Annotated in this window: 22 protein-coding genes and 1 pseudogene; 12 read left to right on the top strand and 11 right to left on the bottom strand. The window is 57.6% G+C overall.

Annotation, left to right across the window (positions count from 1 at the left end; genetic code table 11):
• The first annotated feature begins 10 nt into the window (after positions 1 to 10).
• Both ACR3FE_RS23275 and crcB read left to right on the top strand, forming a co-directional pair.
• Positions 11 to 391 carry a fluoride efflux transporter FluC gene (locus ACR3FE_RS23275; RefSeq protein ID WP_458190749.1) on the top strand — a complete coding sequence of 127 codons (381 nt, stop codon included), beginning with the start codon at positions 11 to 13 and terminating at the stop codon, positions 389 to 391.
• A 3-nt stretch (positions 392 to 394) separates the two neighbouring features.
• Complete coding sequence (gene crcB, locus ACR3FE_RS23270; protein WP_458210210.1) at positions 395 to 742, top strand: fluoride efflux transporter CrcB; 348 nt, start codon at positions 395 to 397, stop codon at positions 740 to 742.
• 62 nt (positions 743 to 804) lie between these two features.
• On the opposite strand, the gene ACR3FE_RS23265 is transcribed toward crcB, so the two are convergent.
• Positions 805 to 1,332 (bottom strand): AmiS/UreI family transporter, encoded by a 528-nt coding sequence (locus ACR3FE_RS23265; protein WP_458210209.1) that lies wholly within the window; start codon positions 1,330 to 1,332, stop codon positions 805 to 807.
• A gap of 399 nt (positions 1,333 to 1,731) precedes the next feature.
• Between ACR3FE_RS23265 and thsA the strand changes: the two genes are divergently transcribed.
• Positions 1,732 to 3,414 (top strand): thermosome subunit alpha, encoded by a 1,683-nt coding sequence (gene thsA / locus ACR3FE_RS23260; RefSeq protein WP_458210208.1) that lies wholly within the window; start codon positions 1,732 to 1,734, stop codon positions 3,412 to 3,414.
• A 74-nt stretch (positions 3,415 to 3,488) separates the two neighbouring features.
• Here thsA and fmdA read toward each other — a convergent pair whose 3' ends face one another.
• The gene (fmdA, locus tag ACR3FE_RS23255) at positions 3,489 to 4,745 is read right to left on the bottom strand and encodes a formamidase (RefSeq protein WP_458210207.1); all 1,257 of its coding nucleotides are present in this window, start codon (positions 4,743 to 4,745) and stop codon (positions 3,489 to 3,491) included.
• Positions 4,746 to 5,073: 328 nt separating this feature from the next.
• Between fmdA and ACR3FE_RS23250 the strand changes: the two genes are divergently transcribed.
• A complete protein-coding gene (locus ACR3FE_RS23250; protein WP_458210206.1) occupies positions 5,074 to 5,577 on the top strand; it encodes a hypothetical protein in 504 nt (167 codons plus the stop codon).
• A 120-nt stretch (positions 5,578 to 5,697) separates the two neighbouring features.
• Positions 5,698 to 6,024 (top strand): DUF5783 family protein, encoded by a 327-nt coding sequence (locus tag ACR3FE_RS23245; RefSeq protein ID WP_458210205.1) that lies wholly within the window; start codon positions 5,698 to 5,700, stop codon positions 6,022 to 6,024.
• Between the two features lie 123 nt (positions 6,025 to 6,147).
• Here the strand turns inward: ACR3FE_RS23245 and ACR3FE_RS23240 are convergent, their stop codons facing one another.
• A complete protein-coding gene (locus tag ACR3FE_RS23240) occupies positions 6,148 to 6,282 on the bottom strand; it encodes a transporter (RefSeq protein ID WP_458210204.1) in 135 nt (44 codons plus the stop codon).
• A gap of 351 nt (positions 6,283 to 6,633) precedes the next feature.
• On the opposite strand from ACR3FE_RS23240, the gene ACR3FE_RS23235 reads away from it, so the two are divergent.
• The 3 genes from ACR3FE_RS23235 to ACR3FE_RS23225 all read left to right on the top strand — a co-directional run bounded on the left by ACR3FE_RS23235 (position 6,634) and on the right by ACR3FE_RS23225 (position 8,116).
• Positions 6,634 to 7,104: an SRPBCC family protein gene (locus ACR3FE_RS23235; RefSeq protein WP_458210202.1), complete on the top strand. Its 471-nt coding sequence runs from the start codon at positions 6,634 to 6,636 to the stop codon at positions 7,102 to 7,104.
• Between the two features lie 96 nt (positions 7,105 to 7,200).
• Positions 7,201 to 7,776, top strand: coding sequence for a MaoC family dehydratase (locus ACR3FE_RS23230; protein WP_458210200.1), 576 nt, complete (start codon positions 7,201 to 7,203; stop codon positions 7,774 to 7,776).
• Between the two features lie 157 nt (positions 7,777 to 7,933).
• Positions 7,934 to 8,116 (top strand): DUF7556 family protein, encoded by a 183-nt coding sequence (locus ACR3FE_RS23225; RefSeq protein WP_458210198.1) that lies wholly within the window; start codon positions 7,934 to 7,936, stop codon positions 8,114 to 8,116.
• Between the two features lie 135 nt (positions 8,117 to 8,251).
• Here ACR3FE_RS23225 and ACR3FE_RS23220 read toward each other — a convergent pair whose 3' ends face one another.
• Together ACR3FE_RS23220 and ACR3FE_RS23215 are read right to left on the bottom strand one after the other, a co-directional pair.
• Positions 8,252 to 9,319, bottom strand: coding sequence for a zinc-dependent alcohol dehydrogenase family protein (locus ACR3FE_RS23220; RefSeq protein WP_458210197.1), 1,068 nt, complete (start codon positions 9,317 to 9,319; stop codon positions 8,252 to 8,254).
• Between the two features lie 296 nt (positions 9,320 to 9,615).
• Entirely contained in the window at positions 9,616 to 9,891 is a 276-nt protein-coding gene (locus tag ACR3FE_RS23215; protein WP_458210230.1) for a hypothetical protein, read from the bottom strand.
• On the opposite strand from ACR3FE_RS23215, the gene ACR3FE_RS23210 reads away from it, so the two are divergent.
• A complete protein-coding gene (locus ACR3FE_RS23210; RefSeq protein ID WP_458210229.1) occupies positions 9,784 to 10,071 on the top strand; it encodes an SCP2 sterol-binding domain-containing protein in 288 nt (95 codons plus the stop codon). The two genes, ACR3FE_RS23215 and ACR3FE_RS23210, sit on opposite strands and share 108 nt — an antisense overlap.
• On the opposite strand, the pseudogene ACR3FE_RS23205 reads toward ACR3FE_RS23210, so the two are convergent.
• Positions 10,023 to 10,619, bottom strand: a pseudogene (locus ACR3FE_RS23205) (helix-turn-helix domain-containing protein); the annotation flags it as partial. The gene ACR3FE_RS23210 and the pseudogene ACR3FE_RS23205 sit on opposite strands and share 49 nt — an antisense overlap.
• 223 nt (positions 10,620 to 10,842) lie before the next feature.
• Here ACR3FE_RS23205 and ACR3FE_RS23200 point away from each other — a divergent pair.
• The gene (locus ACR3FE_RS23200) at positions 10,843 to 11,802 is read left to right on the top strand and encodes a ferritin family protein (RefSeq protein WP_458210195.1); all 960 of its coding nucleotides are present in this window, start codon (positions 10,843 to 10,845) and stop codon (positions 11,800 to 11,802) included.
• A 22-nt stretch (positions 11,803 to 11,824) separates the two neighbouring features.
• On the top strand, positions 11,825 to 13,375 hold the full coding sequence (locus ACR3FE_RS23195; RefSeq protein WP_458210193.1) for an aldehyde dehydrogenase family protein: 1,551 nt from the start codon (positions 11,825 to 11,827) through the stop codon (positions 13,373 to 13,375).
• 557 nt (positions 13,376 to 13,932) lie between these two features.
• Here ACR3FE_RS23195 and ACR3FE_RS23190 read toward each other — a convergent pair.
• From ACR3FE_RS23190 to ACR3FE_RS23175, 4 genes are all read right to left on the bottom strand, one after another.
• Positions 13,933 to 14,334, bottom strand: a complete 402-nt coding sequence (locus ACR3FE_RS23190; protein WP_458210191.1) for a carboxymuconolactone decarboxylase family protein — start codon at positions 14,332 to 14,334, stop codon at positions 13,933 to 13,935.
• 242 nt (positions 14,335 to 14,576) lie between these two features.
• Positions 14,577 to 16,268, bottom strand: coding sequence for a BCCT family transporter (locus tag ACR3FE_RS23185; RefSeq protein ID WP_458210189.1), 1,692 nt, complete (start codon positions 16,266 to 16,268; stop codon positions 14,577 to 14,579).
• 333 nt (positions 16,269 to 16,601) lie between these two features.
• Entirely contained in the window at positions 16,602 to 17,849 is a 1,248-nt protein-coding gene (gene ilvA, locus ACR3FE_RS23180; RefSeq protein WP_458210188.1) for a threonine ammonia-lyase, read from the bottom strand.
• A gap of 90 nt (positions 17,850 to 17,939) precedes the next feature.
• Entirely contained in the window at positions 17,940 to 20,432 is a 2,493-nt protein-coding gene (locus ACR3FE_RS23175) for a GcvT family protein (protein WP_458210186.1), read from the bottom strand.
• Positions 20,433 to 20,827: 395 nt separating this feature from the next.
• On the opposite strand from ACR3FE_RS23175, the gene ACR3FE_RS23170 reads away from it, so the two are divergent.
• Complete coding sequence (locus tag ACR3FE_RS23170) at positions 20,828 to 22,192, top strand: FAD-dependent oxidoreductase (protein WP_458210184.1); 1,365 nt, start codon at positions 20,828 to 20,830, stop codon at positions 22,190 to 22,192.
• A gap of 36 nt (positions 22,193 to 22,228) precedes the next feature.
• Here the strand turns inward: ACR3FE_RS23170 and solA are convergent, their stop codons facing one another.
• A complete protein-coding gene (solA, locus tag ACR3FE_RS23165) occupies positions 22,229 to 23,365 on the bottom strand; it encodes an N-methyl-L-tryptophan oxidase (protein ID WP_458210182.1) in 1,137 nt (378 codons plus the stop codon).
• Positions 23,366 to 23,493: the final 128 nt, after the last annotated feature.

The raw sequence follows: 23,493 nt of genomic DNA, 5'->3' as shown, positions 1-23,493 counted from the left end.
CTCACGAGGCATGTTACGTGAGCGTCCACTCCTAACGCTGGAAGAGATCTTCCTGATAGCACTCGGTGGGTTCGTCGGATCGAACTTCCGGTTCTTCGTCGGGACGTTCCTCCCGGACCTCCGAGGGACGTTTCTCGTCAACGTCGTCGGGAGTTTCCTTCTCGGATTCCTTCTTTACGAAGCACTCACGACGTCGATTTTGGCCGAAAAGTCGGTGGTCGTTTTCGGGACAGGATTCCTGTCATCGTTCACCACCTACAGTACGTTCGCACTCGAGAGTGTCCAAGCGACTCCACTCATCGGGTTGCTCAACGTCGTGGGAAGTTATTTGATCGGCTTCATCGCGGTTCTCCTCGGGCGGCGGGTCGCACTATCGATTGAGAGTGATTGAAGGATGGTGGAACCAGGTCATCTCGTCGGATTCGGTGGCATGCTCGGTGCAGTGGTTCGCCATCTCGTTAACGAGGCTGTCGAGCGAGAAGACTTTCCAACAGGAACCCTCACGGTGAATGTCGTCGGCTCGTTTGTTCTTGGGTATATAACGTTTCTCGGTGCCGGTAACGACGTTTTACTCTTCGTCGGCACTGGTGCTTGCGGTTCGTTCACGACGTTTTCATCGTTTTCGTACAACACCATCCGGCTCTGGGAGACAGGTGAGCAGATAAAATCTGTCGCGTACGCAGCGTTGAATATCGTCGGCTCGGTCCTGGCTATCGGCATCGCATCGCTCATCGTTTCGTGAAGAAGGCCTCCTGGCGTTTCCCCGAACTATCTTCTGTTGAGGATGGTGACCCGAGACGAAGTTCACGCGGGAGCCCAGGGCCACATGCCTGCTGCCATGAGATACCCAGCAGCAGCGGTGACGATGCCGACCGCGACGGTATACCACGCGACCGGAGACGTGTATTCACTACGGCGGAGTGCAAGAAGGAGCCAGAATGTTGCCCAGAGCACGGCCCAAATCCACCAGAGCGCCGCGAGGCCGACGTCACCGGCAAGCCAAACGATGTATCCGGTTGGGACTGCGACGACCGTGACGAAGATGCAGTACCAGCCGAGCGAGCGCTGATCATCCGCGCTACGATACGCGTTGTATCCGACCCACAGGTACGTGAACGAGAATAGGAGTGTTCCCGCAGCGTTAAACGCTGTCCCTTCTGAATCACCCCCGAACGCCCACCACATCGCTATCAAGAAGGTCAACACCCCGACGAAGAAGTTCAGCACGGCCGTATCTCGATCGTCAGCTCGACCGAGAAGCCAGATGCCGTTTACTATCAATACAGCACCGACAAACACTAACCCCATTCCAAGAATCGTGTACAGTGACATTGTCTCCCCCCCGAATCGGATTCGGAACGTCCCAATATGTTCATTCGATAGAATAGTATAAATAACTAACAGTTGGTCAAACCAGTCGCGAATTATGATTTTACCAGAGAGCGGGTGAGAGAGGCCGATTTTCGATCGTCGAAAAAGGACAGGGTCGTCACGGCTTGCGATAGTTTTCGCACCTCCAGATACGGCATCGATCACCTCGGTCGGATAGAAGTCGACTCGAAACGACATCCACCAACCAGAGGCGAACACGCGGATACTGCGGACGGAGTCGAGCGTCGAACAAAGATGACGGGTAAGGCTGATCGAATCGGTTCGAAGAGTCGTCTGCTGAGTCGAGAACATTATCCACGGACTACCTTTTTGTAGGACACCGTTGTGACGTGCAGTGACATGTCTGACCCAGCTGGGAACCGCTCGCTGTCCGCCGTCCGCTCTGCACCAGTGGAACGACTTCGTGGAGACGACGCCAGAAACACCAACATCGCCGCTGGAAAAGCACTTGCCGAAACGATCAGAACGACGCTCGGCCCGAAAGGGATGGACAAGATGCTCGTCGGCGCTTCTGGAACGGTCGTCATCACGAACGACGGTGCAAGCATTCTCGATAGAATGGATATCGAGCACCCTGCCGCGGAGATGATCGTCGAAGTCGCAGCCAGTCAGGGGACAAAGGCGGGGGATGGAACGACTACAGCAGTACTACTGACGGGCGAGTTACTGAAACAAGCTGAGCAACTGCTCGAAAATGGTCTCCACCCATCCAGTGTGACGAAGGGATACCGGCGAGCCAGTCAGAAAGCGTTCGACGAGCTCGACGCGATGAGTCTCGACATTTCGCTCGCCGACGAATCTGGTCTTCGAGACGTTGCAGCGACCTCGGTGACTGGAAAATGGGACGCCGACGCAGCCGAAGTGTTCGCCGACCTCGCTGTTGGTGCCATCCGTGCTATCGAAGACGGAGGGATGGTCGATCTTTCGAAAGTAACTCTCCGACCCGTGGCCGGTGCGGGTATCACCCACTCCTCGCTCGTATCAGGCATCGCCATCGACATCGGGAGTTCGTCCACGTCGATCGAAGGGAAAACACTCGACATTCCACGTCGAATTGAAGGGGCACAGTTAGCTCTCATCGACACCGAATTGACGGTCGACGAGGCCAACGCGGTAGAAAACGTCACTGTCGACAGTCCGGAGACGATGGAAGCACTTCGTCGATTCGAGCACGACGCCTACGCGGCTCAGGTTCGCGAGATCATCGATGCGGGAGCGGATGTCGTCGTTTGCCAGAAATCCATCGACGACGCGTTTCGAAATCAACTCGCCAGAGAAGGTATCCTTGCGATCGAGCGAACGCGGCAGGACGAACTGTACAAACTGGCGGATGTAACTGGTGGCAAACTCGTTACATCAGTAGATGAACTATCGCCAGTGGAGATCGGTTACGCCGACGAAGTCGAGCGCCGTACCATCGCAGGAACGCACCTCCTGATCGTCACCGAAGATGCCAATTCGCAGCACGTATCGGTGCTCTTGCGTGGTGGTACTCAGCACGTCGTCGATGAGATGAAACGTATCATAGAGGACTGTCTGTACGTTACGACCCTTGCCATCGAAGATAGCGACGTGCTACCCGGCGGCGGAGCCACAGAGATCCATCTTGCCAAGGAACTCCGCGAGTACGCCGATTCGCTCGATAGTCGCGAACAACTTGCAGTTCACGCGTTCGCAGACGCCCTCGAAGCGATACCGAGAACGCTCGCGACGACAGCAGGTCTCGACCCCATAGATACACTCGTCGAGTTGCGTGCAAACCATCACGATGGGAAGCAGAACGTCGGACTCGACGTAACGAACGGACGGCCGAAGAACATGTTGACCAACGGTGTCTTGGAACCAGCAGCCGTCAAACGGCACGCGATCGCCAATGCTGAGGAAGCTGCGAACATGCTCCTGCGAATCGACGACGTCATCGCGGCGACCCGTGACGCCGATGAAAGTGACCACGAACACGACCACGGCCACACCACCCACGAGCACGGAAGTGGGGGATACCCCTGGGCGATCGGCCACTGATCAGCCACTGATCGACGAGTGAGCGACAAGCGAAACAAAAACAGGGCCGGAACGATCCTACCGGACTACACTGGTTACGACGGCTGTGCGGCGTCACCTTGACGCTCGGCAGACACCTCGGCGAGACTGTCTGGATCGACGTCAAAATCGAAGACCGCTTTCGGCACCGAGACGGTCACACACGTGTTCGGGAGGTCGACGATACCAGCGATTCGGCTTTCGACCGGGACAGTACTGAGGATGATATACGCTTGTTCAGGTGTGTACCCGAAGTTCGTCAGATAGTTGATAGCGTCGAGACACGCCCGTCGCATCCCGACATTGGCGTTCTTGTAGTGCTGTGTGCCGTCCTCGTCGACGGAGTAGCCCTCGAAGACGATGTACTCGGAGAACTGTGGCTCGACGTTACCCGGCTTGAAGATGGCATGGTCGACGCCGAGTTGTTCCATGCCATTCTTGATGACGTCGACTTTGAGGTCGACGTACCCTGCCATCTCGATCGCACCGCAGAAGGTAATCTCGCCGTCACCCTGCGAGAAGTGTAGGTCGCCAGTGATGAGGTTCGCCCCGTCGACGAAGACGGGAAGGTACACTCGCGAGCCACGACTGAGATTCTTGATGTCACAGTTGCCAGCGTTCTCTCGCGGTGGAATCGTGCGTGCCGCTTTTTCCGCCGCTTCCTCGACTTCGTCATCGTCCATGTCACCGAGCATCACCTCGTTTGGTTCTGGCGGGAGTGCCAACGGTGGTTCGTCCTCGCGAGTCTCGTGATTCACTGCGGTCTCAGCCTCAGGGCCTCGCTCGATGAGTGCTTGTTCGCGTTCGTTCCACTCTTCCAGAAGTTCGTGTGACGGCGTCGTCCCGAGGATACCGGGATGGGAGAGTCCCGCGAATCGGACATCCGGAACGTGTCGTGACGAGGTGTAAACACCGTCGAAATCCCAGATCGCTTTCCGGGCGTTCGGAAAGTGGTCGGTCAGGAATCCCCCGCCGTTATCTAGCTCGAAGATTCCGGTGAATCCCCATTCGTTGTCCGGAAATGGTCCTAAGTCGAGTATGTCGACGACCAACAGGTCGCCCGGTTCCGCTCCTTCGACCGCGATCGGACCACTGAGATGGTGGTTGGGGTCGAGTCGCATATCCCGAATGTCGTTCGCGCTATCGTCGTTATTCACTTGATTTCCCGTCCAGTCGAGACATTCCACGCGGAATTTCTCACCTGGTTTGACACTGTCCACAGGTGGAACGTCAGGATGCCACCGGTTCACGATAGGGTCAGGCTGTTCCTCCGGCGATTTCTCGACGTCGACCTCGAATATCGTTTCTGGCATACTCTATGCCCCATGCTAGCTCCCAACTCCCCGGGGGAAATAGTTAATTATTCATAATGATTTACGTGACATAGATGAATTATCACTCATCGACGGTCAACCCACAGAGAGATACCGTTGACACGAACAGTGATGTTTAATCGAAGCGAGACCGTTTTCCTCTGCCATGTCTTCGCAAAACGTGCTTCCGAGCCTCGACGATTGTATCCAGCTTTATTTATTTATCTGTCAACAGTACGAAGACGACCAGTTCACTCTCGAGAGACTCGAAAAAGAATACAGTAAACAGTATGACAGAACCGGGGTCCCCAATTTCGACGGTGGCCAAATGCTTGACCTGCTTACTGCATACGGATTATTAGACAAGATTGGTGATAGTTCCTATCGTGTACGATGTCGTCCGGATGAGACCATCCTTTCGTGGCGCGAGAAGTACGACTCTCGAATCGAACGACTGCACCAGCGGGTACAAGGAGAGCAGCGTGAACGGGCCAACGAATCGACGGACAGCACGCTGCCAGCTCAGGTCGAATACCAGAACGAATCGTACATCAGTCTTCCATTCGAGAAGATCGGCAGTTTCGATGATTTGCTCACACAGATGGACGAACTACTCGATATCGAGTCTGGTAGAACCAACCTCGTCATCCTAGCGCCAGGAACCGAAGCCGGAGACGTTCAACATCTTACCGACCAACTCTGTGATGAAAGCGTGATGACCGATACCCCATATTCGACTCCCTTCGAGAAAGCAGGGTCGGAAGTTCGTGGAGACGACGCGGACGAACTGGAGTTCCGAATGTACCTTCGAATGTCGAACGGAACACAGTGAAAAGTCGGTGTAGGGCTGCCTTTGACGGGGTCGATGATTCGGTCGGTGTCGATACAGCCGGTCCGATTTTCAGGCGTATCTCACCGAACCGTTTAACCATAGGCTCGTCTACAACCAACGATGACCTCGTTCGATGCCGAGAAATTCGAGGAGAAGTATGTCAATTACTTCGATGAACTTCAGGAAGCGTATTCGAACGCCTTCCAGTACATGCACGGTCGATACGATTCGAACCTCCTCCGCTCGATCGACCACAAGGTGCTCAACGAAAGCGAACCCTTCTATGAAGGCGACGGGGAGTTCCGAGTCGAACTTCCCGACAACCCACGTGACCGTGTTCAACCTGTATCCATCGACGACGATGAATTCGACGCGGTTCTTCGAGAGTTCGTCGAACGGATAGAACTCGAGTTGCGTCGAGTCTTCGAGTTCGATTCCGAGAGATAGTTTCGGGACGGGAACTTGCAGGCATGGACGACTGTAGGACAGACACGAGAATAGCGATTTGCTACGGGTACGGTGGAGCGAAAAAGCGCACGCTGTTCTGAATCAGCCGATGCCTTGCCACCGTTACCGGTCGGTGAGCAAACGAAGCGCGACGCCGATCAGGATCACGATGACACCGAGTATCGTCGCGATCGGTGGAATCGGGACGAACAACAGGACGATACCAACGAGGAGCACTATCGTCGAGAGCCGTACCATACCAACGGATACCAGCGATAGTCGGAAAGGAGTTATGGGCACCGATGAGGACTGCTCGTGCCTCCTCCTCGCCGTAAACGGCGAGGCTTCCCACGGCACCGCACCGCTGGTTTGGGATGTTTGCTGGTTTAGGACCTATCGGTCTGACAGACCGTCGAACTGTCCGAATGTAGAATCTCGAACAGCCCGGTCGAAGAACCGACTGGTCGTCACGGGATATCTCAATCGAACGTCAGTATACGACGTTGAGATAGTCGAGAGATGTCGTCGTGAGTAGCAGCGGTGCCGACGGAACCAGGTGAGTCGTTGGTTACTTTTGAATTTTTACCACTGCAGACCCACCGAACGAGTATGGGAACGATACGTGTCGAACGACCTGTTCGGGCACCGCCGGATGCAGTCTGGGAGGCGATCGCAGACGTCGAAGCAGTCAGTGAGTTTGCATCCAACGTCAGCAGAGCTATCGCACTCGACCCGGTGGGGGAAGGAATGGGCCGACGATGCTGGGATAACCAAGGTAATCGATGGGACGAGGAGTGTGTCCTGTGGGAGCCAGGCCGACGCTACTCGTTTTCCGTCGATACCGAGACGAGTGAGAATAGCATCCACGGGGTGTTCGAACGGTTTCTGGGGACGTTCGAAGTGGTTTCGCGTCACGATGAGTCGATGCTCGCAGCGGAGTTCGAACTCACGCCGAAATATGGGCTGTTCGGGAGGGTGATGCTCCGATGGATGCGACCACGGATACGTCGAGAGATATCGGAGATGCTTGACGAGTGGGCAACTGCGATCGAAACGCAGCGGATCTCACCCAGTTGGTAAACCGAAAGCCGAAGAATATGACGACCATTATATCAGAACGATGAAAGACGCGCTGCTCGGAAATCGGTTAGTGGTTTGGCAAGGTATCTCGTAACTATGGTGGACGAAAACACACCGGACGACGACTCTTTCGACCGGCGACTCGTCGCTGGCTGGCACGGCCGCTACTACGAGGATTTCGAAGTCGGTGACATCTACAAGCATCCCTACGGTCGAACCGTGACCGAGACGGACAACGTCTGGTTCACGAACCTCACGATGAACCTGAACCCGATGCATTTCAACGAAGCGTATGCCGCCGAAACCGAATTCGGCGAACGGCTGGTCGATGGAACCTTCGTCATCGCACTCGCTGTGGGCATGAGTGTCGTCGATATTTCGATGAACGCGACGGCGAATCTCGGCTACGATGCGATCCGTCACCATGCACCCGTCTTCCACGGTGACACCCTGTTCGCGGAAAGTGAGGTGCTTTCGAAACGGGAGAGCGAATCTCGTGACCACGTGGGCATCGTTACGACCGAACTCCGGGCGTACAATCAGGACGACGATCTCGTGCTCTCACTCGAACGAACACCGATGGTGCTCAAACGCGAACACGCAAATCCCGATGCCGCGACGCCGCCTGGATGGCGAGCAAATGTCGGAACCCAACCGGACGATCTCGCATGATCGGTCGCAGTGACGGGGTTCTTCGTCGGTGTGGAAGATGGAGCTAGTTTGATTTCACCAGACCGAGAATTTCGATCAACCTTATAAATTCTTTGAGTATGAAGGTGAAACGATAACAGTGCGAGCGAATAACAAACAGATAGCGAAACACCCCTCTATGACCGACCCAATGAACGAGACGGTAACTGCAGGGAACGATTCCCCGGAGATCATCTTCCCCATAGACGAGACCCCGGACGAGAACTGCCCAGACAAAGCGATCATCGCGGACATCGCCCGAGATGACGCCTGGGTTGCGGTCGACCTACCGGACGCCCGCCCGCTCGAAGCGTGGCGGTGACAGCCACCCTCGCGCTGTCGCGAACATTCCGCCTCGCTCTTCCAGTTCGTCCGTTCCGGTGACGCTTCACGACGAGGTGGTAGTACAGAATACCGGAGTCGCTGATGACATGCGAGCGGAATTCACACCGATGGATCAGAGCTCGGTGACGACGGGAATGCCGACCGTGTCGTAGTCACCGAGGGAGGCGACCATCTCCGGGACATCTTCGAGTGCGACCGTCTCCGAGACGATCTTGCCGGGATCTATCTTTCCATACTCCATCATTCGAAGTATCTCGTCGTATCTGCTCGGCGGCATTCCGAACGCTCCGTAGAAGTCGCGTTCATCCATCGCCATCACGTCGACTGGCAGTGACACTTCACCGCCTTCTTCCTGCGTGGTCAGCCCGATCTGAAGATGTTGACCGGCCTTCCCCAGACTGTTCACCGAGTTCCGACAGGTCTCGGCGATTCCGAGCGCATCGACGGAGATATCGACCCCGCGACTTCCGTCGGTAACCTTCTTGACGGCCTGAGGAACGTCTTCGACTTCGGTTACGGGAACGGTCTCGACCGCACCGAGCGACTCGGCCTTCGAAAGAGCTTGCTCGTCGATATCGACCGCCACGACGTTCGCACCGAGTGCGTCGGCGATATGGACCGCCGACAGTCCGACGCCGCCACAGCCATGCACCGCGACCCAGTCTCCGGGTGTCAGATCGACACGATGGGCGAGGCCGTGATACGCAGTAGCAAATCGACAGCCCAGTCCGGAGACGCTCACGGGGTCGATATCGTCGGGCAGAAGTATCGCGTTCTGATCTGCCGCCCGGATCGGAAACCGTTCTGCGAATCCACCCGGTGCCATCTCCAGAAATCCCATCGGAACCATCCGTTCGCAGATGTTCCCTCGGCCGTTTCGACAGTGAACGCACGTCCCGTCGCTCAAGTTGAACGGGGCAGTGACCCGGTCACCTTTACGGAGTCGCTCGACATCCCTGCCGACTTCGACCACTCGCCCCACGGCTTCGTGACCGAAGATGAGTCCCTCCGTCGGGATGACTCCGATCCAATCCCAATCCCCCTGCCAGGCGTGCCAGTCGCTCCTGCAGATGCCACACGCCTCCGTTTCGACGACCACCTCGTCGTCGGCTGGCTCCGGCTCGTCGACGGCCTCGATCTGCAACGGTTCCTTCGCTCCTTTGAACACGGCTGCGCGCATAGTTCGTCGACGTTCAGAAAATCGATGAATGTTCGGCACGGTATACGAGGCCCGTTTTAGGGGAGGCGGATCTCCCGAGAGACAGAGCAAACATCTTCCCTGCTGTCCACGTTGGAATCCCCACCGCGCAGAGAGAGTCACTTGGCACTTCGGTCATTGGCAGGGTAGTCGCTACCTGGTTGGGTACTCGTAGTGAGAGATGAGAGATGAAAGTCCACGCGACGACACTCTCTTATAAATCTACCAGTGATCGGGGCCTCAACCCTTACCGAGGTACCGTCGCACGCTACGAAGTGCTACTGCCAACCACAGCAGTGGGCCACGGAGGACGCCAAGGTATGACATACGAGTTTCCATCCGAGAACTGGATCGAACGCTGGGAAGAAGTCGTTGCGAACGACGAGGAGTATCGAAAGAAGAGCGACGGGTGGGGAGTCGATTTCGACGGGGATTTCATCTTCCACTTGCAGGCAGACGGTCGACTTCCCGAAGACCAGTATTTCTTCATCGGCCTCGAAGACGGTGATATCTTCGATTGCCATGAGATCGACGGGGCGGACGAGGTTGACCACGGCTTCGTCCTCCGCGGCGACTACAGCGACTGGGTTCGCATGACGCAGGGAGAAGTCGGTGCGATCGATGGCCTGATGAGTGGAACGTTCGACCTCGAGGGCGATATGCAGAAACTGTTGCAGAGATGCTCCCCGACGGTGCTGGGATTGAGATTCAAACTGGTAGCGATGTGTTCGTGAGTCGACTGCCTGGGGACACAGTAGTATCCCGCTTCGACAGCTTTGACGAGGATCTCCCGTTGGCGGTCGGTCAGTTTCGTGAACGTATCGTCGATAGCAGCGTGGTAATCGCCGTGTGATTCGAGCGTGACCAACAACGGGTCGGGAATATTGTCGATCGCAGTCTGTAATGTCGCATCGTCACCGACGAGTCTGACTCGAATTCCACCACGTTCGATACACTCGATCGGCATATCGAGGACGACCTCGTACATCTGGACGATAGTGAGCAATGCTTCGACGGTGAAATTCGTCTCGAAGTGGACGTAGACGAGTCCACCCTCGGTATCGGACACATCCACCGCGATGACGTCCAGATGGGTCGATAACAACTCGTCTACCTGTTCCAAATCACCGCGTAGTTCGTACAACGTGACGCACGTCCCGTCGTTCAAGAGATTGATCTCTCGTATCGTCTCTCGCGTCACGTCGGGGTCGGTGTACAGCTTCCAATCCGCGGGATGCAGCCCGCCGTCGTCGGGTGTGATGGTAATGGTAGCATAGCGCATAGAGAGAAGACCGAACGCGATGAACTTTCTTTTGCCGTGTAGACGCGGCATTATATATCAACAGTGACCGACTGATGGGATAGCAACCGTCGGCTCGAATTGGCCCATATTCGTGGGGACTGTGAACCGACCGTTGGCATATTCAGCACTGACGACCGTATTAAACCCGCCGCGTATTGTTGGCATCATCGCTATCGTGGCCAGTGATAACATTTGACCGTCCATGACACAGGTAAGCGATACCAGCCGAGACCTCAGACTGAACCCGGACGGCATGGTTGGTGGGTACTTCCGCCACGCAGTCTACAATCACTGGGATCCATACGAAGATATCCCAGAGAAATTGCTCGAACAGGATCTAGAGAATCTTCTCGCCGATGAGGAGTTGACGGCCGACGAGTTCTACGAACTACAGAAGGTCGTCGCCCTGTTCGGCGCGGGTGAAGAAGCTGTCACCGAGGATCTCGCCCCACTGATGGCGGTGCTACAGGATATCGACGATCAGATGTTCATCTCCTCGCAGATATACGAGGAGGCGAAGCATACCCAGTTCTTCGACCGATACTGGCGCGACGTGCTGAATCCTGCCGCCGAGGACCTCGAATTCGAGCAGTTGAATCCGACGAATCAGGAGTTCTTCAACGATGCGTACAGAACCATCTTCGACGACACCGAGGCAGCGATGCATCGTCTGAATTCGGACGACACACCCAAGAACCGCGTCGAAGCCTACTGTCACTATCACCTCGTCGTGGAGAGCGTCCTCGCGCAAACCGGTTACTGGGGAATCACGTCAACGTTCAGCGACCGGGGATCTGACGAAGTCCCGACGCGCGAACTACCACATCTCGAAGGTCTCGTCGAAGGCGTTAGTTACATCCGGGCGGATGAAGGCCGTCACGTCGGCTTCGGGATGCACAAAGTCCAGAAACACATCCGCGAAGACGGCGTCGACCCCCAGGTCGTCCACGATACACTGCAATCGTTGATGCCCCACGTGGCGAACGTCGTTTCCACCTTCGGTGACGCGACCAACCCCGTTCCACTCGTCGATTACGCACGTAGCAAACTTACCCGCCGCATCGAGATCATCACGAGCGACGAGAACGAGATTCCCGAAGTCGAGGAACTCGTCAAGCTTAACGACGATACCGGTGCTGAACGGGTTTCAGCCAACGATTGAGAGCCGAATCACGGACCACGACATGCAACACGAACACAAACCCGAGCACGGAGATATCCACGAGGACATCAGAGAGAAGCATCGGTCGATCGCCGACGAGATACTTCCTGACGAGCCGTACGGATTGCTTATCGACGGAGAGTGGGTGACCAGCGAGACCGGAGAGACGAACGACGCAACCGATGCCACGACGGGCGAGCGACTGGCCACCTATCAGTCGGGGACGCGAAACGACGTCGATCATGCGGTCGCGGCCGCACAGGACGCATTCGACGGTCGGTGGGGGGAGATGTCGGCAACTCAGCGCGCAGACGCACTGTCTGAGGTGGCCGATGCGATCGAAGAACAGAAAGTCGAACTCGCCCGCCTCGACTCGCTGGAGATGGGAAAGCCGAACCAGCACTCATTGTTCGTCGATATGACGATCGCGATCGAGCAATTCCGTCATTTCGCTAGCATCGCACGAACTGCCGAGGCGGGTCGCCATCCTTCGACGAGCAACGACAAGTTGTGTTACACACGGAGTGAGCCATACGGTGTCGTCGGGCAGATCAGTGCGTGGAACTTCCCGTCGATGTTCGTCGCGTGGAAGGCCGCCCCCGCACTCGCTGCCGGGAACACGCTCGTTTTCAAGCCGTCGAGACGGGCTGTACTCTCGACGCTCGAATTAGGGAGGATCATGAACCGAATCCTCCCGGACGGAACGGTCAACATCGTCACCGGGTCGGGGTCGGAGGTCGGGTCGGCGATAGCGAACCACGACGGCATCCGGAAGGTTGCGCTCACCGGCTCGACGGCTGCTGGCCGGACGGTCATGCAGGATGCTGCGGAGACGATCACGCCGGTGTCGCTCGAACTCGGCGGCAAGAGTCCGAACATCGTCTTCCCCGATGCTGATCTGGAGAAAGCCGTCGAGGGGACGCTCATCAGCATCTTCTTCAATCAAGGCGAGCAATGTACCGCCGGATCGCGTCTGTACCTCCACGAAGATATCGCCGACGAGTTTCTGGAACTGTTCACGACCGAGATGGAGCGACTCACCGTCGGCGACCCGCTCGATTCGACAACCGACGTCGGCCCGCTCGTCGATCACGACCATCTCGATTCGGTTCGTTCCTACGTCGAGACGGCGACGACCGAGGGTGCGGACGTTCTCGTCGGTGGAACACAACTGGACGACCAGCGCCTCGACGGCGCACCGTTTTTCGAGCCGACCGTCCTCGTCGGCGTCGAATCCGACCATACCGTCGCACGGGAAGAGATCTTCGGGCCGGTACTATCCGTGTTCGAATGGTCGGAGCGGGAGGAAGTGGTCGAACAGGCCAACGATACCGAGTTCGGACTGACCTCGGGCGTCTGGACGACCGACCTCGAAACAGCACACGAGATGGCTGCAGAAATCGAAGCTGGAACCGTCTGGATAAACACCTACAACGACCTCTTCGACAACGTTCCCCACGGCGGGTACAAGCAAAGCGGAATCGGACGCGAACTCGACGTCGAGGCGTTCGAGGAGTATCGACAGACGAAGACGGTCGTCTGTAACTTCGGTGACCTGCCGAGATTCGGGTGACGTCGATCTGGTTTCGTCCGTGGTCGTGGGGTCTCTTTCGATCAGTGTCAGTTGATGGCCGTTCAGTTGGGATAGTTGAACGGGAAGGGGATGGATTTTGAGAGATTGGTCAAAATGGTTTATTGGCTTTCTCCCCTTGGTCTATCTGGGTCGGTGGTCACCGGCCTGAGCATCCCATGTGCGCCGCCCGGAAAACGCTCCCAAGCATCGGCAGAAAGATACGTGATTCAGCACCAGCCGCCACTGGTAACCTGTCATCCCTGGGTACTCCCAGTCGACGATGCTCGTCGTAGCTACCCAACGCGAGCATCCCTCCACGGCTGGGAGTTCACCGGTTCATCGCCACTTGCTAACGGATTCTGACGAAAAAGTCAGTTAACACAGTAGGAAGAGAATAACTATTCAGTAATACTGTTCAGACTTCTTCGTCAGTCATTACGGTCATACCGACCGATACCTACAGAATATCGATCTTGCCCCGTCGAAGCAGTTCGAATACAGGAGCGTCATCGAGGGCTGCTCGATGAACCGGAAAAGACGACGGGCAATCCGTCGGTTCAGTCGTCCCCCGGAGCCGCCTGTTGTTCTTCGATGTGTTCGACCATCTCCGTCGTTTCGTCGACGAAGTCGTCGATGTCGACCTCCGTTCCGTGGAGGATGGTCGAGAAGTACTGCGTCGTGCTGGCGAGATTGACAGCCTCCGTGAGTTCGTCCTCCGTGGCCCCCTCCATCCGTGCATCTTCTTTGTGGAAGTGGATGCAGTACGGACACTGGATTGCAGCTGCAACACCGACTCCGATGAGTGCTTTCTCCCGTGCAGACAGTTCTGTTTCCCCGAATTCGAGATCCCGGACGAGTTCCCAACTCTGATCGCTGGCTGGTTCTGCAAGGTTCTCGATCCACGTTGGAACCAGTCCGAGGTACTCTTCCACTTCGTTGCGTGTCTCCGTCGATACCATGCTCGTTCTCCCCCGTTGGATTTCGCAGATTCGTGGACAGCGTTTCCCCCGATCGCTGTCACACTGGACTGGAAATCCACTTATAAATACAATCTCCAAAGTAATGAAAATCGACTAATGGAGTCTGGTAAAACGAATCATAGTGTTAGCTACATATCATGTGAATTCGACACCACTACACTCCGAAACGTAACATTCGCCCGGCGAAAACGCCGGGACTCTCTACACGGTGGAAACGTCAGTCAGTCGTCTTCAGATGCATCGCCAGCGGCCACATCACTGGCACCGACCGTCTCACCAGTGGAACTCTGACCACCGATGAGCATGTCTTGGCCACGGACGGCAGCCCCTTCCTGGACGAGGACGCGACCGTGGACGTCGCTGAACTCCTTTACCATCCCATAGACAGCGATGAGTCCGACGATGGCGACTGGCCCGCCAGTGATGATAGCGGCCTGCTGGAGTGCGCTCGTCCCACCGATGACGATGAGGATCGACGCCACGAGTCCCTGGAGGACACCCCAGACGAGACGGTTGACTTTCGAGGGACTCTCTTTCCCACCACTGGTCAACATCGCTATCCCAAGCGTCGAGGAATCTGCGGAAGTCACGAAGAACGTGATGACAAGCAGGAAGAACAGGGCCGACAGTAGTTCACCAGCGGGGAGGGCTTCGAACAGCGGATAGCCGGAGACCGCGACACCGAACTCGTTGATGGCACCGAGGATATCTGTACTGCCGTTGGACTGTAGTCGCATCGACGTACCGCCGACGATGGCGAACCACGGAACCGTCGCCAGTGTCGTCGCGATGACGCCGACGAACGCGACTTCACGGATCGTGCGGCCTTTCGATATCTTCGCCAGGAAGATGCCGGAGAACGGTGCCCACGAGAACCACCACGCCCAGTAGAAGACGGTCCACGCGCCGACGAACGACGAGGCGTCGCTGCCGGTACCCGCTCCGGTGAAGAAGCTCAGGTGGATGAAATCGTCGAGATACGCCCCGATAGCTTGCGTGCCGAGATTCAACACGAATGCAGGGAAGCCGACGACGAAGACGACGACCCCCAACAGCAGGAACACGATAACGTTGAGTTGCGAGAGGCGTTTGATCCCCCGCTCGACCCCCGAGACGACCGAGAGGGTGAAGATGAACGTCACACCTGTAATGGTGAGGATGGTTCCAACGTCGCCGAAGGTGTAGCCGAACTTGTACTGAAGACCGGCTAGCAGTTGTTGCCCGATGAAGCCCAGTGACGTGGCGATACCGCCCATCGTTCCGAACACGGCGATGATGTCGACGACCGTCGCTGTCCGACTGTCTGCGAGGTCATCGACGCCGATGAACGGTGCGAGCAGCGTCGAAAAGCGGAACGGCGCGCCTTTGTTGTATGCGAAGTACGCAATCGGAACGCCGACGATGAGATAGGCACACCACGCAGAGATGCCCCAGTGGAAGAAGGTGTACTGGAGCGACGAGAGCATCTTCGCCTGCGTTCCCGGATTGTTGCCGGTCAGGGGCGTCCCACTCCCGAAGTGGTAGATCGCCTCGGCAGGCCCCCAGAAGACGATACCGGCGGCGATACCCGCCGAGAAGAACATCGCAAAGTACGTCAGAAAGCTGTGTTTCGGCTCCGCATCCTCACCTCCGAGCTTGATGTTCCCCCACGGCCCGAGGATGAGAAACGCAGAGAAGCCGACGAAGATCGCCATCGCCCACAGATAGAACCACGCGAAGTTCGACCATAACCATTTGTTGGTGTCCGTCAAGAGCTTGCCGAGCTGGTTCATCTGTTCGCCATCGACAGTGACCGTCGGACTCAACACGTACGAAATGATGAACGCGACAGCGACGACGACGCCAGCACCGAAGATAAGGGGGTCGATCTCGTCTCTGAACTCTGCGATCAATCCTCGTGAATCTGTACTCATTTGTGACTATCTCTGTTGTATCGTGTTCTGGAACCGGGGTGGTGTTCGAATATCGATGCTCTCCACAGTTCGTGATGGCAGCGTCAGTAGCCGATAGCCTGCAGATCGTACCCGACGAGCAGTGCTTTCGACCGAGAAATCACGACCGTACCCTACACAGTATCTGAGAACTCGCGCCGTATCGTCACACTCGCCACCATGTGTCATGGTAGTAAGACACACGGCATTCATGCACACAACTGTGTATAAATGTTCGTCTTCACCACCTGAGGTCGTTTAAACAGGGCGTGCTGCCGAGAACGAATCCTCCGTGGTTCGAGGTTCTCCTTGGGTTCAGTCCTCGGTTCGATTGACGTGTCGAACCGGATAGTCGGCATCGACGATCGAATCGATGATGGTGGCCGCGTGCTCTGCACCGCTCGTCTCGATCTGGAACGTGAGATACGCTTCACCGACGTCGAGTTCTTCGACTGCGCGGTCGTGGCGGACGGTCTGGATGTTCGCTCCATGGCCTGCGATGATTCCCGACAGTTCCGCCATCGCACCGGGTTCGTCGGTGATACGAACGCGAAGCCGAAGGATCTGATTCCGGCTGGTGAGTGCGTGGATCAGGACGGTCTGGAGCATGGTCATATCGAGATTGCCACCACACAGCAGTGGCATGACGGTCTCGTTTTCGACGGATAGCTCGCCCAGGATAGCAGCCACCGATGCGGCTCCTGCTCCCTCGACGACCTGCTTCGCACGCTCTAACAGTAGCAGGATGCTCTGGGCGATCTCCTGGTCGCTGACGGTGACGATCTCGTCGACGTGTTGCTCGATGAGCGAAAGCGTCTGGTTCGAGATTCCACCGGTGGCGATGCCATCGGCGATGGTGTCCACCGAGTCGAGGGTCTGCGGGATGCCCTTGTCGAGGCTTCCCGGAACCGTCGCGGCACCTTCAGCTTGGACGCCGACGATCCGGGTTTCGGGCGAGAGGGTTGCGAACGCTGTGGCGATGCCACTGATTAGGCCCCCACCGCCGATCGGCACGACGACAGTATCGACTTCCGGGAGGTCTTCGTACATCTCGATTCCGAGTGTTCCCTGTCCAGCGATGATGGCTGGGTCGTCGTAGGCGTGGATGAATTCCGCGTCGGATGACTCGGCGAGTTCCTTTGCGTAGTTCATCGCATCCCGGAAATCCCGCCCGACGAGTTCGACGTCAGCACCGTAGCCACGGGTCGCGTTGATCTTCGTCTGGGGTGCGGTCTTCGGCATGACGATGGTCGATTCGACGCCGAGTTTCGTCGCCGCGAGGGCGACACCCTGTGCGTGATTGCCTGCACTGGCAGCGATGACTCGTTCACAATCGCCATCTCGCACGCGCTGTTTGATCGTGTTGTACGCGCCGCGCGTCTTGAACGACCCCGTCCACTGGAGGTGTTCCATCTTGAGATACACCTCGTCGGCTCCGGTCATCGCCTCCAAGGACGTGCTTCGTTCGACCGGCGTTCGCTTGACGACGGTCTCGTCGTCGAGTCGCTCTCGTGCCTGTTCGATATCGTCGAAATCGACGGATGCAGATGGTTTCTCGCTCATGGTTTCTCGGGTCGAACCGGATCGGCTCGGGGTGGATACGGGATTCGGCGTGGCCGCCAGCCAGTCAGAACGGTTCTGCCGGGGTGGTCGTCACCGGAGTATCTTCTCCCGGTCTGGGTCGAACAGCGGCTCGTTCTGAACCGTCGCAGCATATCGCTCGTTCTCGTACTGGATCTCGACCGACTGACCGGCCTCGGCGTATTCTGGGGGCAGGTAGCCATAGGCGATGCCCGCATCTACCGTATACCCGTACTCTGCACGTGCGGTATATCCGAGTACCGCATCGCCGTCGAGGACGGGCCGCCCTGTATCGACGACAGCACTAGGCTCGTCGAGTGTCATGCAGGCGATCTTCCGGTCGAGTCCCGCTTCACGTGCATCACTGAGTGCCTCTTTCCCGATAAAGTCGGTGTCGAGGTCGACCGCGAAGCCGATTCCGGCCTCGTAGGGGTTGTACTCGGGCGTGATGTCGGTACCCCACAGCCGGAATCCCTTCTCCATACTCATGGAGTTGAGCGTGGCATCGCCCATCGCAATCACGCCGTGGTCTTCGCCTGCGTCCCAGACGAGATCCCACAGTTTCGCACCGTACTCCATCGGGGCGTACAGCTCCCAGCCGAGTTCTCCGACGTAGGAGACGCGAAGCATCGTCACTGGGATACTCCCGACGTAGGTTTCCTGGCAGGAGAAGAACGAGAATGCTTCGTGTGAGATGTCGGCCTCGACGAGGTCGTCGAGTGTCTTCCGGGCGTTCGGACCCCAGACACCGAGGCCGCAGGTGCCGGAGGTTCGGTCGGTCACCCTTACAGAGTCGGGTGCGTGGTCACGAACCCACCGGATCTGTTCGGTGCCGGAGCGACCACCGCCTGTCAGAAGCAGGAAGCGGTCGTCGGCCAGTCGTGAGACGGTCAGATCCGCCAGGATCCCGCCCGTCTCGTCGAGCATCGTCGCATATCTGACTCGGCCAGGGGAGATGTCGACGTCGTTAGAGAGCAATCGCTGAAGGAAGTCGACGGCGTCATCGCCGATCACTTCGATGCAGGTGAACGACGTCAGATCGTAGAGACCGACGCGGTCGCGGACGGCCTGATGTTCGACACCGTGGGCTTTCGACCAGTTCTTTCCGAGCCAGCCGTCCCGGTCGGGAACGTCGTATTCGTCGAGCAGTGTTTCGTTCGTACCGTACCACTGGGCGGCTTCCCAGCCATCGGCGTCGTAGAACTCCGCGTCGAGGGCCGTCTGCTGAGGATTGTAAGGGCTCTGGCGAAGGTTACGTTCGTCTTGCGGCTGTGCACGGGGGTGGATGAGCTGGTAGACTTCCTGATACTGCTGGGCACCGCGGTCGCGGGCGAACGTTCGCGCGCCCGAGTGCGGTTGAAACCGGTCGATATGCGCGTCGGTCACGTTCACGGAGTCGCCGTCGAGTTTCGGAACGCCGTTTTCCATCCACTCTGCGAGGATGTTGCCCGCACCGCCGGACTGCGTGACCCAGACTGCCAGCCCCCACCAGAGACCGTCGATGTCCTCGGTTTCGCCGAAGATGGGCATCCCATTCGGAGTGAACGAGAACATTCCATTGATTCGGTAGGAGAATTCACAGTCCTGAAACGCCGGAACGAGTTCGGTCGCGGCATCGTACGCCGAACTGTCGATATCAGGATGGGTCGGTTCGTAGAAGTGTTCTTGGGTGAACTCTCGGATCGAGGGCTGGTCAGGCGCTTCTTCCGGGTCGAGGATGTCCTCTGGGTCGACCAACAACGGTTCGTGGTTGTACGACCCGATGCCGTAGGATTCGCCGTGCTGACGGAAGTACAGAGAGTAGTCCTGATGACGGAGGATTGGCTGTTCGATCTCGCGTTCGGCTCCCTCCAACGCGTCGAGTTCGTCGGAGACGAGATACTGGTGCGCACAGGGGACGAGCGGGATATCGACGCCGACCATCTCACCGAACAGTGGCCCCCAGATGTTCGTCGCCACTAACACTTCGTCGGCTTCGATGCGCCCCGTCTCGGTGACGACTGCCGAGACCGATCCATCGTCTGTCTCGATATCCGTCACGGTCGTCTCACCGAAGAATCGAACACCCCTCTTGTGCGCTGACTCGGCCATCGTCTCCGAGACATCGACCGCGTGGGCCTTTCCGTCGGTGGGGACGTAGTAGCCACCGTGGATGACCTCCTCGTTTATCTGTGGAATCTGGCCGTTGACTTCGGCAGGCGAAAGGAGTTCACCGCCTTCGATTCCCCACGCCATCCCCCACTCCCGTTTGCGTTTGAGGTAGTCCCACCGTTCTTCGGTGTAGGCTACCTCGATGCCACCAGATCTGCGGAAGCCGCCGAGGTCGTCGTACAGTTCTCGCGTGTACGTCGCCATCTCCGTCATCAACTTGTTCCCGCTCGTCTGGAACACGAGTCCCGGCGCGTGCGAGGTAGAGCCACCGGTCTCGAAGAGCGGCCCCTGGTCGACGACCACGATATCCTCACGGCCCAATCTGCTCAGATGATACGCTGCACTACACCCCACGCAACCTGCACCGACGATGACAGTGCCAGCACTCTCCGGGAGTGTGTCTCCTGTGAACATGGGACTATCCCCCAGTTTTCGTCACCCCCTATAAGTTCTCGTGTGAGTAGTTGTCCCCGTTTATAACGTGGCCTCGGGCGAGCAATTTTACCGACCGTGCGTCACAATTTCGATCCGACACATCCCCCCGGTTCAGGGGTGTACACCTGGCCGCTTGCGCCTGGCATCGATTGCCCTTGCGTCGTGGTCGACATCGACGAGGATCACGTCGCCTTCGTGGCCAAAGGAGTACGTCAGACGAATTTATGCTGGATATTTGCGACGCAGTAGACCTATCCTTCGAAGTTGGTGCCGTAGAACTTGTGTGTTTGTATCGCCACATACGGTTTATGAGAGCAGCCCACCATCTTTGCCAATCGTTAACACATAATCCGGCGAAGTGTGTAGTGAGGTGAATGGCTGTCATGACGTTGGCTACGGTTCCGCGATACGACAACGATAGAAGAGGCAAGAATGGGCGTGCGGTGGTAGTCGGTGCGAGTATGGCCGGTTTGCTCGCTGCTCGCGTTCTCGCCGATTCGTTCGAGGCGGTCACGATCATCGACCGAGATCCCCTTCCTGACGAACCGATCGCCCGTCGTGGGGTCCCCCAATCGAACCACATCCACATCCTACTGGAGGCCGGACATTCTACGCTAGAAGATCTGTTTCCAGGATACGGTGAAGAACTGCTCTCTGCGGGGGGATTAGTGATCGATGGTGCTCGGAACGTCAATTTCTTCATCGAAGGAGATTTCCTCGCCGACCGTCCCCGACGTATCCCGCTGTACTGCGCGACCAGACCGCTATATGAACAGATAGCACGACGGTGTGTCGCCGATATCGACAGTATCCAGTTGCGAGGAAATTGCCAGATGACCGACTACCTCGTCGACGACGCAGGGGCGACCGTCGAAGGCGTGGTCGTCAGGCCCGTGGAAACAGGTGGGAAGACTGAGGAACTCAGTGCCGAACTGGTCGTCGATGCCACCGGTCGACCGAGCAAGACACCGAACTGGCTGGATTCGCACGGATACACACCGCCGCCAGTCGACGAGGTCCATATCGACCTGGCTTACAGCACCATCCTTATCGAGCGCCCTACCGACGACCGTAGGTCGTTCGTCGTGACGCCTACCCCTCCGGTTGCCCGTGGTGGTGGGGTCAATCCCGTCGAAGGCGACCGGTGGCTGATGACGTTGTTCGGTATGCACGGTGACTACCCGCCAGCAGAGCCGGAGGAACTCATCGACTTCGCCGCGAAACTTCCCGACCCGCATATGAAACGCCTTCTTGACGAGCATCCACGAACCTCCGACGACATTATCCACTACCGCTTTCCGGCCAACATCAGACATCGATACGAGGAACTCGACCGATTCCCTGGTGGGTTGGTCGTCATCGGCGATGCGATCGCCAGCTTCAATCCGATCTACGCCCAGGGTATGTCTGTCGCCGCGCTCGAAGCCGTGATTCTCCACCACACGCTTTCGGCAGGTGGGCGCGAAGATCTCGCACTTCGATTTTTCGAACGGGCCGAGAAAACCATCGATATCGCGTGGAACATGGCGGTCGGGTCAGACCACCAGTTCGAGGAAACCACCGGCCCGAAGCCCCGTGGAAGCGATTTCGTGAACCGATATCTGTCTCGATTACTCCGCAAGGCTCACACCGATGCCGTGCTGTCCGACGCCTTCTTTCGCGTGCTGATGATGGAACAACCGCCGAACTCGCTGTTACGGCCCAGAACCGCGTGGCGCGTGCTCAGGCCGACAGGCTAAGTATCCGAGTCTGTCGAATCGGTCGAGAATTCAGAGTCAGTCGAATCGGTCGAGACGGAACATCTCGATGGGATGGTCGGTGTCGCCGTTTGCCGCCAAGTCAGCCAGAATCTCGCCGATAACGCTGGCGAACTTGAATCCGTGTCCCGAGAACCCAGCGCCGACGGCGACCTGTGGATGGTCGGGGAGCGTGTCGATGATGAAGTGTTCGTCTGGGGAGTTCGTGAACATGCAGGTGGCGAGTCGCATCGTCGGCCCGGCAGCCTCTGGGAAATAGTTCTCGACGCACTCCCGCAATACGTCTTCGTCTTCGCGTTCGAGGTCACGGTTCCAGTCGTCGGGGTCGACCTGCTCGTCGCGGTGGTGGTACTTCCCGAGTTTGAATCCCGGAACGTCGTACTTCGGGAAGCCGTAGAAACGCCCCTCGGGAACCTGCAGGTTCCAGACGGGGAAGTTCTCGGGCGTGAACTGTTCCGGGGTCGTCGGTTGGAACCAGCCGAGGGCCTGTCGCTCAGGAACCGCCAATTCATCGAGTGCGTCGACGAATTTGGCGGCCCACGCACCCGCGGCGATGACCATGCTATCGGCTTCGTACTCGTCGCGGTCGGTGGCGACCCGGACACCACCATCAGCGGTCTCCTCCCAGTCTATCACTCGTTCTCTGGCGTGGATCGTCGCGCCGTCGTTCTGGGCGGCTTCCACGTGAGCGATGATCGACTGTTCGGGAACGAGAAATCCGCCATCGGACTGGTAGACGGCCATGTATTCCTCGGGTAACTGGTAGCCGGGGAATCGGTCCGTCACCTCCGCACTCGTGAGCACCTCGTGTGGAATGTCGTGTTCTTCACAGGAACGTCGCGACTCTGCGAAGACGTCACAGTCCGGTGGGCCCGCATCTATCGACCCGGTTCTGTGGAGGAGGTCCCGGCCCGTGCGTGTCTCCAGTTCGTCCCAGAGGTCGTACGCTCGTTCGATCAGCGGGATGTACGACGGATGCTCGTAGTACGCCCGTCTGATGATTCGCGTGATTCCGTGCGACGATCCCATCGTATGTGGAACATCGAATCGTTCGAGACCGAGAACGTCCATCCCTCTCCGTGCGAGGTGGTACGTCGTTGCACTGCCCATTCCACCGACACCGAGAACGATGACGTCGTACCGCTCGTCGCCCATGCACCACGGTTTCGGCGGGGCTGTAATGATGGTTTGGGTAGTGCTAACGCCCCTCTCATCGATAGTGGAGCTAGAGGAAAACGCTGCAAACCGACACCGGCTACGGGAATTGACTTATAAGGGTGTCC

The organism is Haladaptatus rarus, from assembly GCF_054177585.1.
Note: the sequence above shows the minus strand (reverse complement) of the source record. Positions and strands in the feature narration are given on the sequence as shown.

Excerpts from the sequence above, each read along its gene's own strand:
- ACR3FE_RS23275 (WP_458190749.1), top strand. The coding sequence starts at position 11 with ATGTTACGTGAGCGTCCACTCCTAACGCTGGAAGAGATCTTCCTGATA.
- crcB (WP_458210210.1), top strand. The coding sequence starts at position 395 with ATGGTGGAACCAGGTCATCTCGTCGGATTCGGTGGCATGCTCGGTGCA.
- ACR3FE_RS23265 (WP_458210209.1), bottom strand. The coding sequence starts at position 1,332 with ATGTCACTGTACACGATTCTTGGAATGGGGTTAGTGTTTGTCGGTGCT.
- thsA (WP_458210208.1), top strand. The coding sequence starts at position 1,732 with ATGTCTGACCCAGCTGGGAACCGCTCGCTGTCCGCCGTCCGCTCTGCA.
- fmdA (WP_458210207.1), bottom strand. The coding sequence starts at position 4,745 with ATGCCAGAAACGATATTCGAGGTCGACGTCGAGAAATCGCCGGAGGAA.
- ACR3FE_RS23250 (WP_458210206.1), top strand. The coding sequence starts at position 5,074 with ATGCTTGACCTGCTTACTGCATACGGATTATTAGACAAGATTGGTGAT.
- ACR3FE_RS23245 (WP_458210205.1), top strand. The coding sequence starts at position 5,698 with ATGACCTCGTTCGATGCCGAGAAATTCGAGGAGAAGTATGTCAATTAC.
- ACR3FE_RS23240 (WP_458210204.1), bottom strand. The coding sequence starts at position 6,282 with ATGGTACGGCTCTCGACGATAGTGCTCCTCGTTGGTATCGTCCTGTTG.
- ACR3FE_RS23235 (WP_458210202.1), top strand. The coding sequence starts at position 6,634 with ATGGGAACGATACGTGTCGAACGACCTGTTCGGGCACCGCCGGATGCA.
- ACR3FE_RS23230 (WP_458210200.1), top strand. The coding sequence starts at position 7,201 with ATGGTGGACGAAAACACACCGGACGACGACTCTTTCGACCGGCGACTC.
- ACR3FE_RS23225 (WP_458210198.1), top strand. The coding sequence starts at position 7,934 with ATGACCGACCCAATGAACGAGACGGTAACTGCAGGGAACGATTCCCCG.
- ACR3FE_RS23220 (WP_458210197.1), bottom strand. The coding sequence starts at position 9,319 with ATGCGCGCAGCCGTGTTCAAAGGAGCGAAGGAACCGTTGCAGATCGAG.
- ACR3FE_RS23200 (WP_458210195.1), top strand. The coding sequence starts at position 10,843 with ATGACACAGGTAAGCGATACCAGCCGAGACCTCAGACTGAACCCGGAC.
- ACR3FE_RS23195 (WP_458210193.1), top strand. The coding sequence starts at position 11,825 with ATGCAACACGAACACAAACCCGAGCACGGAGATATCCACGAGGACATC.
- ACR3FE_RS23190 (WP_458210191.1), bottom strand. The coding sequence starts at position 14,334 with ATGGTATCGACGGAGACACGCAACGAAGTGGAAGAGTACCTCGGACTG.
- ACR3FE_RS23185 (WP_458210189.1), bottom strand. The coding sequence starts at position 16,268 with ATGAGTACAGATTCACGAGGATTGATCGCAGAGTTCAGAGACGAGATC.
- ilvA (WP_458210188.1), bottom strand. The coding sequence starts at position 17,849 with ATGAGCGAGAAACCATCTGCATCCGTCGATTTCGACGATATCGAACAG.
- ACR3FE_RS23175 (WP_458210186.1), bottom strand. The coding sequence starts at position 20,432 with ATGTTCACAGGAGACACACTCCCGGAGAGTGCTGGCACTGTCATCGTC.
- ACR3FE_RS23170 (WP_458210184.1), top strand. The coding sequence starts at position 20,828 with ATGGCTGTCATGACGTTGGCTACGGTTCCGCGATACGACAACGATAGA.
- solA (WP_458210182.1), bottom strand. The coding sequence starts at position 23,365 with ATGGGCGACGAGCGGTACGACGTCATCGTTCTCGGTGTCGGTGGAATG.